The organism is Achromobacter dolens (genome assembly GCF_902859745.1).
GTDB classification, from domain to species: domain Bacteria; phylum Pseudomonadota; class Gammaproteobacteria; order Burkholderiales; family Burkholderiaceae_B; genus Achromobacter; species Achromobacter dolens.
Map to the genome: position 1 here is coordinate 36990 of NZ_CADIJW010000033.1, position 13083 is coordinate 50072.

Below are 13083 nucleotides of genomic sequence, written 5' to 3' on the forward strand. Positions count from 1 at the left end.
AAACTCAAAACAGATGTGCTAACCCGTACTCTCGATAGCCCTTTGACTTTTCATATCTGCCAAGCACTTCTCAAGGAGGGGAAGAACGGTCATAACGGCCTTAAAGGCTCTATCGGCGGGCAATCTTACGAAGTCGGGATGCCCTTTGTTGTCGAACAAATTCAGAGCATCTCGGCAGTCTTTTTTTATTACCTCGATGCGCCCAAATACATCGACCAGTTCGATACCACTAGTTCCGGGCAAACAGAAAAGGTGCTCGAAGTATCGATCAAACTGATCTATGTCCAAGCTCCCTATTGCATTCAAAACTTCAGTACGCCAGGCATGTGCAGCGTCGAACTGACTTTGACTCATTCTGTCGCTAGATGCCCCTCGATCTATGGCAGCTCGCAGCGATGCAGGGTCCGCTTCAAATGCTCCAATCGCCGGTCCTAACATCATAAGGTCCCGTTTTAAGTTCGATAACGGCGCATGAATACGGCTAGCCAAGACGCGACCAAATTTCGCTTGCTTCATTTCGCTGAGCCGCTCCCCTCGTCTGGCCAACCATAGCGAGACTCCTACGGCCGCCGCTGTAGCAACTGCCGAGACGATTTGCCACCAGCTCTCTCCTGTAGTCGCGAATTGCCAACCGTGCAGACTGGCAACAAATGCACCGGAAAAACTCGCGGCACCAAGACACACAAAGAACTTCCATTCATCCCGGAAAAGTTTTCGGCAGTCCTTGAGAATCTTCTTAGATCGAATTTCCAGCGATTCACACCAGCCCACTTTTGACCTCCCTGCTCGAATTATTTGGTCCGCATATTAGCTCACTCGGCAAGATAAATAATCTCCAAAGTTCGGCCAGGGAACCTGTCTGTTTTCCCCTTTACTACAACGATACCTAGCTCTCTAGTGAGGTCGAATAATGTGCTTTCTGTCGGTTTGTTCAGGCATCGAGGCGGCAAGCGTGGCCTGGAACCCTCTCGGCTGGAAGGCAGTCGCCTTCAGCGAAATCGAGCCGTTCCCCTGCGCTGTCCTCGCCCACCATTACCCCGACACGCCCAACTTGGGCGATATGAACAAATACATCGAACGGCCCAGCTATCCGGCCCATAAACACCGCAATGTGCCATTTCCATAAGCCACCCGTCCTAGCATTTTGAGCGGCTGACATGCAAGATTGCACCCGAATCAATCGGACGCTTTGACCTTCGCGTCTGCCTGCCACGGGTTTACCGTCTGCTCATCGCTGCAATAGCAGAGATATCGGGATTGGCGTCCCGGACAGAACAGGCGGATGAACCGCCACAGAAGTTTTGTGGCGTCTTTTTTTGTCCGCAGCATGGCAAGTCCTCTTTGGGCGGGCCGTGTGGGGAGCCGCAAGGCTCACCGGTCCTGTTCCCGGCACGCCAACCTGCACGGTTCCGCCCGCCCGATTGGCGTCAGGTAGGCGGTTTTCCACCGCTTGAACAGAAAGGGTGTTCACCAATGGCCCAATCTCAAGGCGCGCTTGCGCTCAGCCAGTCCTCTTACACCTTCGAAGGTCACCCCGTGCGCATCTTCGTGCGCGACGGCGAGTCGTGGTTCGCCGCTGCCGACGTTTGCAGGGCACTGAAACTCACGAACTCCCGAATGGCTCTCAAGGCGTTGGATGACGATGAAAAGGGTGTAAGTTCAACTGACACCCTTGGCGGCCCCCAAACCGTCGCCATCATTTCCAGGCCCGGTCTAGACACTCTGGTTCTGCATTGCCGGGATGCGATCAAGCCAGGAACACTGCCGCACCGTTTCCGCCGCTGGGTCACGCACGAAGTGCTCCCCAGCATCCGCAGGACGGCCATGTACGCCGCCCCCGCCCGCGTCACCCTGGCCCAGACCATGGCCGCCGAGGTCGCCGCCATCGCCTACCGCACCGTGCTTCAAGCCGTGCTGGCCGGCGCCGAGGATATCGAAGGCAGCCGCTGGACGTTCGGCCTGCGTCAAGCGCCATCGGGGCGCGGGGAACACGGCTACGAGCCTTGGGCCTCTGCCCTGCCACGGGGCGCCGTCATCGGCACCCTGGACCGCCTGGCAGGAATGATCGCCACGCCCAACGGCTTGACGCCCACTGACGCCGACCTGGTGAAGCTCGGCCGCGCTTGCCTCGATCGGCTGAACCAGCACATTTCACACCGCGCCCAGCGGTAAACCCCACACCACCCTATGCCCTACCCGCCCAAATGGCGCGGGCGGGGCTTCTATTGCCCAATGCGAGGGAAACATGACCAAGCCGAACAGCGCCGCCCAGGCGCCCCCTCCAATGATGACCGTGCGCCCCAGTCATCACCGCCACGCCGAAAGCCCGCCCCATGCGGGCTTTGCTTTGGAGACCTGAATGGAGGAGTACCTATCAGCGTCTGAACTCGCTGCGCTTGTTGAATGCAAGCCGAATCAGAAAAAGATGATGGAGCGTTGGCTCACGCGCAACGGCTGGCCCTTCGTCATTGGCAATACCGGTATCCCGCGAGTCATGCGGGCGTACCGAGACCGGAAATTAGGAATATCCGATGGCAACCAGAAAGCCCGCCTCTCGCAAGGGCCGAACCGCGACGCCTTCCCACCTGGGAGAAAACACGCATTCAAAGACTTTACAAGCGCGTCGGCGCGCAGCGTATTAGTTGGATCTACAAACATATTGACGGGAGGTCGCAAACCCTCGCTTCCAGCGAAATCGGAGACCGCGAAGGCAGGTTCGACGCCGAGCGCAAGGCGATGCGCGAGGCCATAGAAATCCAGCAGGGAGTTGTGGTTGCCAACTCGGTAGGCGAAATGATTGAGCGCTTTGAACTGCTGGTGGACCCGGTCTACTACGCGGACCAATCGAAGGACGGCAGAAAAATCCGAAAGGCGATGTACTCCAACCTCACCAGCTTTTTCGGGCGAATGGACCCTTCCCAGCTCACAACGCAACATGGCTATCAGTACCTGGAAGACCGCGCCAGCAGCGGCGCCCCCATCAAGGCAAACAAGGAAATCAGCCAGTTTTCTGTCATCTGCCACTATGGTGTCCGCTGGGGCCTGCTCGCGGCTAACCCCTTCATCAACATGATGAAGAACCGCAGCAACACGGAATCGAAGGCTGTACCGCGCCGGTTGATCCTGCGCTTCTACTTGTGGAGCTTGAAGCAAAGACAGAACTACCGCACGATGGGTTGCGCTGCGATGTTCACCTATCTCACCGGATTTCGCTCATCAGAAACCCGCCCCTTCCTGAAATCGGGTTTGCACAAGGATGCGGTGCGCGTCGTGGCAACGAAGCGGCGAAAGGGTGAAGTGGTAACCGAGAAAGAGCGCCTTTGGTCCAAGCGGCTCCGCTGCGTGGTTCGCCGTGCCCTGGAACGCGAGGACGCGGGCAGCAGCCCGTACCTGTTCGCGCCCACACGCCGGGCCAAGAGCTACACGCGCTGGGGTTGGGCTTCCAGTTGGAAGGACGCCATGCTGGCCTGGATCAGCACCTATGACGACAAGGTGGAAGAATCGACGCTGACCAGCCACCCCATGTACTTCAACCTACAAGATATCCGGCCGGCGGCAATCACTGCGAAGCTTCAAAATCGAGACGCCGACGCATACGACTTTGCAGCCCACGCGAACCCCGCGACGACCCATCGACACTACGACCGCAGACGCATAAAAACGGCTTCGGCGACCGAGTGAAATTCTAACGCGGGCTTTTTTGTTCTAACGCTTAACATCGCAGCGTTTTTGAAGATGCCCTAAGCTATTGTAATTATTAGGCTTTCTGGCGCGGCAGGAGGGGCTCGAACCCCCGACCCCGGGCTTAGAAGGCCCGTGCTCTATCCAGCTGAGCTACTGCCGCGCGGTGTGTGACTGCCCGGAACCGGTCCGGGCGGCGCATTTTACCCTGTTGCGGACGGCCCGTGGCGCCGCCGGGCCGCGCGCTCCGGTTTATCAGTCGCGGGAACGGTTCATTCCTCGCCCAAATCGGCGTGGGTGGACACCCACAGCACCAGCGCGTCCTGCTTGCTCAGGCTGATCACCCGGTGGCCCATGCGGCTGTCGATATAGAAGCTTTCGCCCGCCTTCAGCCGGGCCGGTTCGTAGAACTCGGTGTACAGCTCGACCTCGCCCTCCAGCACGTAGACGAACTCCTCCCCGCCATGCCGGCTCCAGTCCTGGAATTCATCGAAGGAGCGCGCCTTGACGCGGGTATGGAACGGCATCATGCGCTTGTGCGACAGCGCGGTGCAGAGCAGGCGGTGGTCGTAATACGGGGTTTCGTACTGGCGGCCCTCGCCCTGGCGGCTGAGGCTGCGGCGGCCGGTGCCCATGTGGGCGTCCGACGCGGTGAACAGTTCGGCCACGTCCAGCTCCAGGCCCGCGGCGATCTTGATCAGGTTGTCATAGGTGGGCGAGAGCAGGCCGTTCTCGATTTTCGAGAGCGTGGAGGTGGACACGCCGGTGGCCTGCGCCGCCTGCTTGAGCGTCCAATCGCGCGCCTGGCGCAGGGCTCGCAGCCGTTGTGCCAACACGCTCTGTTTGTTGCCTTGCATCTGTACACCCTGTCATGCCCGCGACTGCCGCTCCCGCCACCAATCGCGCGCCTGGTAAGACCAATATGTGAGTTGAACCGCCGCCGTGCCCAGCGCCCCGCCGTTCCACGCCAGTCCGAAGGGCTCGAACAGCCGGTAACGCTGGCTGTCACCGGAGATCCCTTCGGCCACGACACGGCCGCCGATGGCGGTGGTGTTCATGCCGTGCCCGCCAAAGGCCGTGCAATACCAGACGTCGGGCGCCAGCCTGCCGATCTGCGGCATCAGGTGCCGCGCGTAGGCCATGCGCCCGGACCACGCGGTCTCGACGCGCAACCCCTGCAACTGGGGATAGACGCTGAGCAATTCGCGGCGCAGGGACTCGGCCAGGTCGGGCGGATCGTCGACACGGGTGGTGATTCTACTGCCCCAGCCGATGCGTCCGCCTTCCAGTACCCGGTAGTAGTTGCCGGCGCGGCGGTCGTCGCCGATGGCGGCCTGGGTGCGGATGGCTTCGCGCACCCGTTCGCCCAGCGGCTCGGTCAGCATGATGTAGGTGGCGATCGGCAGCATGGCGCGCCGCAACGCCGGCACCACCCCATCGGTATAGCCGCCGGTGGCCAGCACCACGGTGCGCGCGTTGATCTCGCCAGCGGCGGTGCGCAATTGCTTGGCGGCCCCTTCCAGGCGGGCCTGGGTGACCGCGGAATCCTCGTGGATGCGCACCCCCAGCCGCGCGCACTCGCGCGCCAGGGCGCGGGCGTAGTTCAGCGGATGGAAGTGGAACGAGGACAGGTCCTCGATGCCCTGGAAGTAGACGTCGGATACCAGCCGTTCCCGCACCTCGGCGCGGCTCAATAGCCGCACGTCGCGGCCGAAGTCGCGCCACTGGTCCTCGCAATAGCGCCGCAGCGCGTCGCTGGCCCCGTAGCGCACCACCCGCAGGCGGCCGTCGACCTTGTGGGCGTCATCGATGCGCAGGTCGCGGATGTTGTCGCGGATGATCTCCACGCCCTCCATCGACAGCCGGTACAGTTGGCGGTAGTGATCCTCGTCGACGTGCTTGCGGATGGCGTCGGCGCCCGCCGAGAACGCCGGCGACACCGAGCCGCCGTTGCGGCCCGAAGCGCCCCAGGCGACGCGGCGCCCCTCCAGCAGCGTCACGGCGCGGCCGCGGCGGGCCAGTTCCAGCGCGGTGGTCAGGCCGGCCAGCCCGCCGCCGACGACGCAGACGTCGGTCTCGGCCGCGCCCGCCAGCGGCGGGTAGCAGGTCTGCGCATCGCCCAGCGTGCGCTTGTAATAGGTGTCGATGTACTCGGTAGCCATGGTCGTGGGTCAGGGCCCGTGCGGGACTCTCGTCGGTGTGGGCGGGCCTAGTTCAGCCCGGCGCCCTGCAGCCCGCCGGTCAGGCGCTTCTCCAGCCAGGTGGCCAGGCGCAGCAGCGGGTAGCAGTACAGGAAGTAGATGGCGGCGATCATGCCGTAGATGAACAGCGATTTCGCCGGGAAGGTGATGATGAATACCTCGCCCTGGCGCGTCAGCTCGGTGATGCCGACCACCGAAAGGATGGCGGTGCTCTTGATCAGCATGACGTAGACGCCGCTCATGGGCTGCACGATCAAACGCATGGCCTGCGGCAGGATCACCAGCCTCAGGATCTGCAAGGGCCGCAGGCCCAGCGTCATGGCGCCCTCGGTCTGGCCGCGCGGCACGGCGCGGATGGCGCCGGTGACGATCTCTGCCACATAGCAGGATGTGTAGACCGACAGCGACACGAACGCCGCCGTGCCCGAGTCCCAGTGCAGCAGCTCGATGCCGGTGCTGGGCAGCACGAAATAGAAGATATAGAGCTGCACCAGGAACGGCGTGCCGCGCAGCACGTGGATGTACAGCCCCAGCAGTTGATGCAGGCCACGGATGCGGTAGCTGCGGATCACGCCGATCACGAAGCCCAGCAGCGAGCCGGCAATGATCGCCAGGAACGAGATCTTGAGCGTCTCCCAGAAGCCCTTGAGCAGGAAGGGCAGCACGACGCCGGCGGTGGACAGGTAGGAATCCAGCATGCTTACCTCGCGTTCCAGGCCGGACCGGCCAGCCACAGGCTCACGCCGCGCGACAGCATCAGCATCACGGCGTAGATCAGCAGGTAGCCGGCGGCGATGGTCAGGAAGCTCTCGGTAGGCACGATACGGTCGCTGTTCATCTGCACGCCCGCGGCCACCAGTTCGAACACCGTGATCAGCGACAGCAGCGAGGTGTCCTTGATCAACACCGCGGTCTGCCCCAGCAGCGGCGGCAGCGTGTTGGCGAAGGCCTGCGGCAGCACCACGTAGCGCAGGCGCTGGTGGTAGTTCATGCCGCAGGCCTTGGCGCCTTCGATCTGGCCGCGCGGCACCGACTCGATGCCGACGCGGATGATCTCGCTCATGTAGGCGGCGTGGTGCAGCGTCATCGCCAGGATGCCCAGCAGCATCTCGCTCCAGCCCTTGGCGCCGGGCACCAGCATCGGCACGGCGTAATACACCAGGTAGATCTGCACCAGCAGCGGGGTCGAGCGGATGAACTGCACGTAGCCCGCCACCGGCCGCCAGACCGCGGCGCGCGGCGACATGCGCGCCAGCGCCAGCGGCACGCCAGCCAGCACCGACAGCACCAGGCTGGCGCCGGCCGCGATCAGGGTATTGGCCAGGCCGGTGGCGAACTGGCCCGTGTACTGGCTGACGATGCGCCAGTTGTAGTAGTCGATCAGCCAGTCCATGCGGGTCCTGTCGGTCGGTGGTGGCGAAGGCGCGCGATCAGTGGTCTTTCTTCCAGTCGGTCGAATACCAGTACTTGACCTGTTCCGGCAATGTGTTGTCGGCGGTCTTGAGCGTCTGCCAGTTGTCGAGCCAGAACTTCAGGCGGAAGGCATTGGGGCCGACGGCGAAGGCCAGCGGTTCGCGCACCATGATGCCGTCCAGCACCCGCAGGTTGCCGAAGTCCACCAGGAACTGGTTGGCGGTGGACAGGGACATGATGCCGGCGTCCAGGCGGCCGGTGGACAGCGCCTGGCCGACCGGCGCGCTGCCGCCGGAGAATTCCTTGAGCGTGGCCTTGGGCAGCATCTTCTTGCCGACCTCGGCGTAGGTGCTGGCGCCCAGCGCGCCGACGGTCACCCCGTCCTTGTCCAGTTCCGCGTACGACTTGTAGGGCGAGTCCTTGGGCACCACGGCCACGGTGTCGGCGTAGAACATGGGCGCCGAGAACAGCACCTGGGCGGCGCGCTGCGGCGTCGGCGTCATGTCGGCGGCCACCATGTCGGCCTTGCCGGACAGCAGCGCCGGGATCAGGCCCTTCCACTCGTAGTCCTGCAGCACCAGCTTGACGCCCAGGTCGTCGGCCATGCGCTTGGCGACTTCGACCGCCAGGCCGGTGCGCTTGCCGCTCTTGTCCATGAAGCTCATCAGCGGGCCGGAGGTCTGCACCGCCACCCGCAGCTCGCCGCGCTTGATGATGTCCGACAGTTCGTCGGCGCGGGCAGGCTGCGCCATCGCGGTAACGGCCAGCGCGACGCCGGCGGCGCCCAGCCATTGTTTGATTTTCAGCATTTGCTTCCCCTTCAAGATGGATGACATGTGTCGTTCCGGGCGTACACCTGGTGCCGGCGGCGCCCGGTCAGGCCGGGCCGGCCCTGCTTGCTGCGTACTGCGATTGCTGCGTGATGCGGATGCGGCGTGCTGCGTGAAGCGAAGACTGCGTGATGCGCAAATACGAACGGCCATGCGGGCCGGCGCCGACGGCCCGCTACAGGATCTTTTCCAGGAAAGCCCGGGTGCGCGCCTCTTTCGGCTGGCCGAAGACTTCAGCCGGCGTGCCGGACTCGACGACGCGGCCGGCGTCCATGAACAGGGCGCGGTCGCCCACGTCGCGGGCAAAGCCCATCTCGTGCGTCACCACCGCCATGGTCATGCCGTCGCGCGCCAGCGCGCGCATCAATTCCAGGATGCCGCCAACGGTTTCCGGGTCGAGCGCCGAGGTGGCCTCGTCGAACAGCATCAGTTTCGGGTCCATCGCCAGGGCGCGGGCGATCGCCACGCGCTGCTGCTGGCCGCCGGACAACTGGGTGGGATAGCGCGGGCCGAAGTCGGCCATGCCGACCCGGTCCAGCAGTTCCAGGGCGTAGCGCTCGGCCTGGGCGCGGTCGCGGCCGCGCACTACGCGTTGCGGCAGGGCCACATTGTCGAGCGCGGTGCGATGCTGGAACAGGTTGAAGTGCTGGAACACCATGCCGACCTCGGTGCGCCAGCGGTTGACGTCGGTGGCCGGGTCGGTCAGCGAGACGCCATCGACGCGGATAGTGCCGCTGTCGATGCGCTCCAGCCCGTTGAGGGTGCGCAGGAAGGTGCTCTTGCCCGAGCCCGACGGCCCCACCACCACCAGCACCTCGCCACGCTCCAGGCGGCAGTCGATGCCCGCCAGCGCCAGATGATCGGGCTGGCCTTCGCGCTGGTAGGTCTTGGTGACCGACTCGACTAGCAGCAGGGGTTCTGACACGCGCATTGCCTTCAAAAAAGGTTTCGCATTTCGCGCTGGAGTTTCGTATAGTAAATTTATTTCCAGAATCGCCACTTAGGCATAACCCTTAAGCGAAGGCTCGCCCCTTCGCCGGCATCTCCAAGGAACCGGTATGGACACGCCCCAAGACATCCTGCGCGCACTCGGCCTCAACCCCGCGACCCTGACCGGCGGCACGCTCGTCGCCCGCAGCCCGATCGACGGCGCCGAGCTGGCCCAGGTCCACGAGCACACGGTGGCGCAGGCCCACGCGGCCATCACCCGCGCCCGCCAGGCCAGCGTGGCCTGGCGCGACGTGCCCGCGCCGCGCCGCGGCGAGCTGCTGCGCCTGTTCGGCGAAGTGCTGCGCCAGCACAAGCGCGAACTGGGCCGCCTGGTCAGCCTGGAAGCCGGCAAGATCCTGGCCGAGGGCGAAGGCGAGGTCCAGGAAATGATCGACATCTGCGACTTCGCCGTGGGCCTGTCGCGCCAGTTGTACGGCCTGACCATCGCCTCCGAGCGCCCCGGCCACCGCATGATGGAAACCTGGCATCCGCTGGGCGTGGTGGGCGTCATCAGCGCCTTCAACTTCCCGGTGGCGGTGTGGTCGTGGAACGCCGCGCTGGCGCTGGTGTGCGGCAACGCGGTGGTCTGGAAGCCGTCGGAAAAGACGCCGCTGACAGCCCTGGCCTGCCAGGCGCTGTTCGCGCAGGCGCTGCAGCGCTTCGGCGACGCGCCGGCCGGCCTGTCGGAAGTGCTGATCGGCGGCCGCGACATCGGCGAGGCGCTGGTGGATTCGCACACCGTGGCGCTGGTGTCGGCCACCGGCTCGACCCGCATGGGCCGCCAGGTGGGCCCGCGCGTGGCGCAACGCTTCGGCCGCGTGCTGCTGGAACTGGGCGGCAACAACGCCATCATCGTCGGCCCCACCGCCGACCTGGACATGGCCGCGCGCGGCATCGTCTTCGGCGCCATCGGCACCGCCGGCCAGCGCTGCACCACCACGCGCCGCCTGATCGTGCACGAAAGCGTGGCCGACGACCTGCTGCAGCGCCTGCACAAGGCCTATGCCAGCGCGCCCATCGGCAACCCGCTGGACGGCAAGAACCTGGTCGGCCCGCTGATCGACCGCGCCTCGTTCGACGCCATGCAGGCCGCGCTCAAGGCCGCCGGCGAACAGGGCGGCAAGGTCACGGGTGGCGAACGCGTGCTGGCCGACCAGTACCCGGACGCCTGGTACGTGCGCCCCGCCATCGCCGAGATGCCCGGCCAGACCGACGTGGTCTGCCACGAGACCTTCGCGCCGATCCTGTACGTGATGCGCTACAGCGATTTCAACCAGGCGCTGGCGCTGCAGAACGGCGTGCCGCAGGGCCTGTCGTCGGCCATCTTCACCAACGACCTGCGCGAGGCCGAGACCTTCCTGTCGGCCGCGGGGTCCGACTGCGGCATCGCCAACGTCAACATCGGCACCTCGGGCGCCGAGATCGGCGGCGCCTTCGGCGGGGAAAAGGAAACCGGCGGCGGCCGCGAGTCGGGCTCGGACGCCTGGCGCAACTACATGCGCCGCGCCACCAACACCATCAACTACTCGCGCAACCTGCCGCTGGCGCAGGGCATCAAGTTCGGCGAATAGGCCGCAAGGCGGGTGACATGAGGCCCGCGCGTCGCCGGCGATGCGCGGGCCTCGCCCATGTTGCAAGTCCTACATCCGATTAGCCTGGCTTACAAAATGTAGGCCGGGCCGATGCTACATTGCATCGTCACAGATTCCACCCGCCTCCCATGACTTCGTCCCGACGCATCGCCCTTCCCCTGCGCACCCTGACCGCCGCCCTGGCGCTGGGCCTGGCCGGCACCGCCGCCGCCGGCGTGTCCTACCGGCTCGACCGTCCTTCGGCCGCCCCCGGCGACACCGTGACCATCGAAGCGGTGTATTTCAACGAAGGCAATGCCCGCGCCACCTGGGAGGCCCCGCCAGAGCTGGTGCTGCAATGGCGCGGCCAGGACGGCCAGATCGTGCGCAGCCTGGCCAAGCTGCAGGGCGACAAGGCCAATTACAGCGTGCCGGTCAACAATTTCGCGCGGATGGCGTGGACGGCCGTCGTGCCCGCCACGGCGCGCGGCTTGCAGGCGATCGCCATCGAAGGCCAGCCGGCGATGATGGCGCTGGACGCCACCGGCCGCGACAGCGGCACACTGGCCAGCACGCCCGCGCAAGGCCCCGTGGTCGATCCGCGCACCGGGCAGCCCGTGCCGCCGGCCGTGGTCACGGCGGCCGGCGCGTCGCCCGAGGGCGGACCGGCGCCGGACGCCGTGGCCGTCTCGTCCTACCAGCAATCGGCCTTCGATCATTTCCGCAGCGCGATCTCGGAATACAAGCCGGTGTACTTCGACATCGGCACCCGCGGCCAGACCACCGCGCGCTTTCAGATCAGCGCCAAGTACCGCCTGTTCAGCCCGTCCGGCAACCGCCCGGCGACCTGGGGCGAGAATTTCTACCTGGGCTACACCCAGACCTCGCTGTGGGACCTGCAGGGCGATTCCATGCCCTTCATCGACACCACCTTCAACCCCAGCCTGTTCTGGCTGTCCGACAACATGTGGCAGTCGGCAAACCAGAGCTGGCGACTGGGCATGAACACCGGCGTCGAGCACAACTCCAACGGCAAGGCCGGCGACGACTCGCGCTCGGTCAACGACGCCTACATCCAGCCGCAGTTCAACTACCGCTTCGACGGCGGCAGCACGCTGACCTTCGCGCCCAAGGTCAAGGCCTACTTCGGCGTGGCCAGCGAGAACTCCGACTACGCCGACTATGCCGGCCGCGTGGACTGGAACCTGCGCTGGGCGCAGGACAACGGCGCGGTGGTCTCGGCCATGTACCGCCAGGGCGACCAGCGCCGCCGCACCACGCAGCTCGACTTCGCCTGGCCGCTGCAGCGCACCTGGCTGAACATGAACGGCTACCTGCACCTGCAGTACTTCAACGGCTACGGCGAAACGCTGCTGGGCTACAACCAGCGCAACGAATCGCAGTTCCGCATCGGCTTGTCGCTGGTGCCTTGACGCACAGGCCGCCGTCGGTCTGGCGTCCTAGCGCCCCCAGCGCAGCACCAGCGGATCCAGCCGCCGCGCCACCTCCAGCAGGCCCTGCCGCACTTCCGGCCGCATGGCCGGGAACGGATGGCGCGGCGCGTCGCAGGCGATCACGCCGCCGGCCTTCATCAGCGCCTTGGCGGTCAGGATGCCGCCCTGGCGGTTCTCGTAGTTGATGAGCGGCAACCAGCGCTCATACAGGCGGTAGGCGTCGTCGGCGCGGCCTGCGCGATGCGCCTCGATGATCGGCCGGATGCCGTCGGCGAAGCCGCCGCCCGTCATGGAGCCGGTGGCGCCGGCGTCCAGGTCCGGCAGCAGCGTGATGGCCTCTTCGCCATCCCACGGCCCTTCCACCGCCGCGCCGCCCAGCGCGATCAGGTCGCGCAGCTTGCTGGCCGCGCCGGCGGTCTCGATCTTGAAGTACGACACCTGCGCGATCTCGCGCGCCATGCGCGCCAGCAGCGCAGCGGGCAGCGGCGTGCCGGCGACCGGCGCGTCCTGGATCATGATGGGGATGTCGATGGCGTCCGACACCTGCTGGAAGAACCCGACCACCTGCTCCTCGGCAACGCGGATGGTGGCCCCGTGGTACGGCGGCATGATCATCACCATGGCCGCGCCCTGCTCCTGCGCCCGGCGGCTGCGCGCCGCGCACACCCGGGTGCCGTAGTGCGTGGTGGTGACGATCACCGGCACCCGGCCCGCCACGTGTTCCAGCAGCGTGCGCGTGAGGATCTCGCGCTCGTCGTCCGACAGCGAGAACTGCTCGGAGAAGTTGGCCAGGATGCACAGGCCGTCCACGCCGCTGTCGATCATGAAATCGACGGCGCGCTTCTGGCCCGCCAGGTCCAGCTCGCCCGCTTCGGTGAAGATGGTGGGCACCACCGGAAAGATGCCGCGATAGCGCGGCGCCGGCACAGTCGTCGTGGTCATG

The 13083-nt window shown here is 65.4% G+C and carries 13 protein-coding genes and 1 tRNA gene; 5 read left to right on the forward strand and 9 right to left on the reverse strand.

Annotation, left to right across the window (positions count from 1 at the left end; genetic code table 11):
- Window positions 1-18: 18 nt before the first annotated feature.
- Complete coding sequence (locus tag HV783_RS20250) at window positions 19-771, reverse strand: hypothetical protein (RefSeq protein ID WP_175189769.1); 753 nt, start codon at window positions 769-771, stop codon at window positions 19-21.
- Between the two features lie 702 nt (window positions 772-1473).
- Between HV783_RS20250 and HV783_RS29370 the strand changes: the two genes are divergently transcribed.
- The 3 genes from HV783_RS29370 to HV783_RS20265 all read left to right on the forward strand — a co-directional run bounded on the left by HV783_RS29370 (window position 1474) and on the right by HV783_RS20265 (window position 3681).
- Window positions 1474-2172 carry a BRO-N domain-containing protein gene (locus HV783_RS29370; RefSeq protein ID WP_217484241.1) on the forward strand — a complete coding sequence of 233 codons (699 nt, stop codon included), beginning with the start codon at window positions 1474-1476 and terminating at the stop codon, window positions 2170-2172.
- Window positions 2173-2428: 256 nt separating this feature from the next.
- Window positions 2429-2752, forward strand: a complete 324-nt coding sequence (locus HV783_RS29665) for a DUF4224 domain-containing protein (RefSeq protein ID WP_367646389.1) — start codon at window positions 2429-2431, stop codon at window positions 2750-2752.
- Entirely contained in the window at window positions 2737-3681 is a 945-nt protein-coding gene (locus HV783_RS20265; protein ID WP_175189771.1) for a site-specific integrase, read from the forward strand. The genes HV783_RS29665 and HV783_RS20265 overlap by 16 nt, the downstream gene beginning before the upstream one ends.
- 86 nt (window positions 3682-3767) lie before the next feature.
- On the opposite strand, the gene HV783_RS20270 is transcribed toward HV783_RS20265, so the two are convergent.
- The 7 genes from HV783_RS20270 to HV783_RS20300 form a co-directional block, all read right to left on the reverse strand.
- Window positions 3768-3844, reverse strand: a tRNA-Arg gene (locus HV783_RS20270).
- Window positions 3845-3953: 109 nt separating this feature from the next.
- Window positions 3954-4538 (reverse strand): helix-turn-helix domain-containing protein, encoded by a 585-nt coding sequence (locus HV783_RS20275; RefSeq protein WP_049072794.1) that lies wholly within the window; start codon window positions 4536-4538, stop codon window positions 3954-3956.
- A gap of 12 nt (window positions 4539-4550) precedes the next feature.
- On the reverse strand, window positions 4551-5843 hold the full coding sequence (locus HV783_RS20280) for an NAD(P)/FAD-dependent oxidoreductase (protein WP_175189772.1): 1293 nt from the start codon (window positions 5841-5843) through the stop codon (window positions 4551-4553).
- A 47-nt stretch (window positions 5844-5890) separates the two neighbouring features.
- Complete coding sequence (locus HV783_RS20285) at window positions 5891-6580, reverse strand: amino acid ABC transporter permease (protein ID WP_049072792.1); 690 nt, start codon at window positions 6578-6580, stop codon at window positions 5891-5893.
- 2 nt (window positions 6581-6582) lie between these two features.
- Window positions 6583-7275: an amino acid ABC transporter permease gene (locus HV783_RS20290; RefSeq protein WP_054503196.1), complete on the reverse strand. Its 693-nt coding sequence runs from the start codon at window positions 7273-7275 to the stop codon at window positions 6583-6585.
- A gap of 37 nt (window positions 7276-7312) precedes the next feature.
- Window positions 7313-8104 carry an ABC transporter substrate-binding protein gene (locus HV783_RS20295; protein WP_049072791.1) on the reverse strand — a complete coding sequence of 264 codons (792 nt, stop codon included), beginning with the start codon at window positions 8102-8104 and terminating at the stop codon, window positions 7313-7315.
- A gap of 196 nt (window positions 8105-8300) precedes the next feature.
- A complete protein-coding gene (locus HV783_RS20300; RefSeq protein ID WP_175189773.1) occupies window positions 8301-9056 on the reverse strand; it encodes an amino acid ABC transporter ATP-binding protein in 756 nt (251 codons plus the stop codon).
- Between the two features lie 127 nt (window positions 9057-9183).
- Between HV783_RS20300 and amaB the strand changes: the two genes are divergently transcribed.
- The gene (gene amaB / locus HV783_RS20305) at window positions 9184-10686 is read left to right on the forward strand and encodes an L-piperidine-6-carboxylate dehydrogenase (protein ID WP_175189774.1); all 1503 of its coding nucleotides are present in this window, start codon (window positions 9184-9186) and stop codon (window positions 10684-10686) included.
- Between the two features lie 149 nt (window positions 10687-10835).
- The gene (locus HV783_RS20310; RefSeq protein WP_116791951.1) at window positions 10836-12119 is read left to right on the forward strand and encodes a phospholipase A; all 1284 of its coding nucleotides are present in this window, start codon (window positions 10836-10838) and stop codon (window positions 12117-12119) included.
- Between the two features lie 27 nt (window positions 12120-12146).
- On the opposite strand, the gene HV783_RS20315 is transcribed toward HV783_RS20310, so the two are convergent.
- Window positions 12147-13082: a dihydrodipicolinate synthase family protein gene (locus HV783_RS20315; protein ID WP_175189775.1), complete on the reverse strand. Its 936-nt coding sequence runs from the start codon at window positions 13080-13082 to the stop codon at window positions 12147-12149.
- Window position 13083 lies beyond the last annotated feature (1 nt).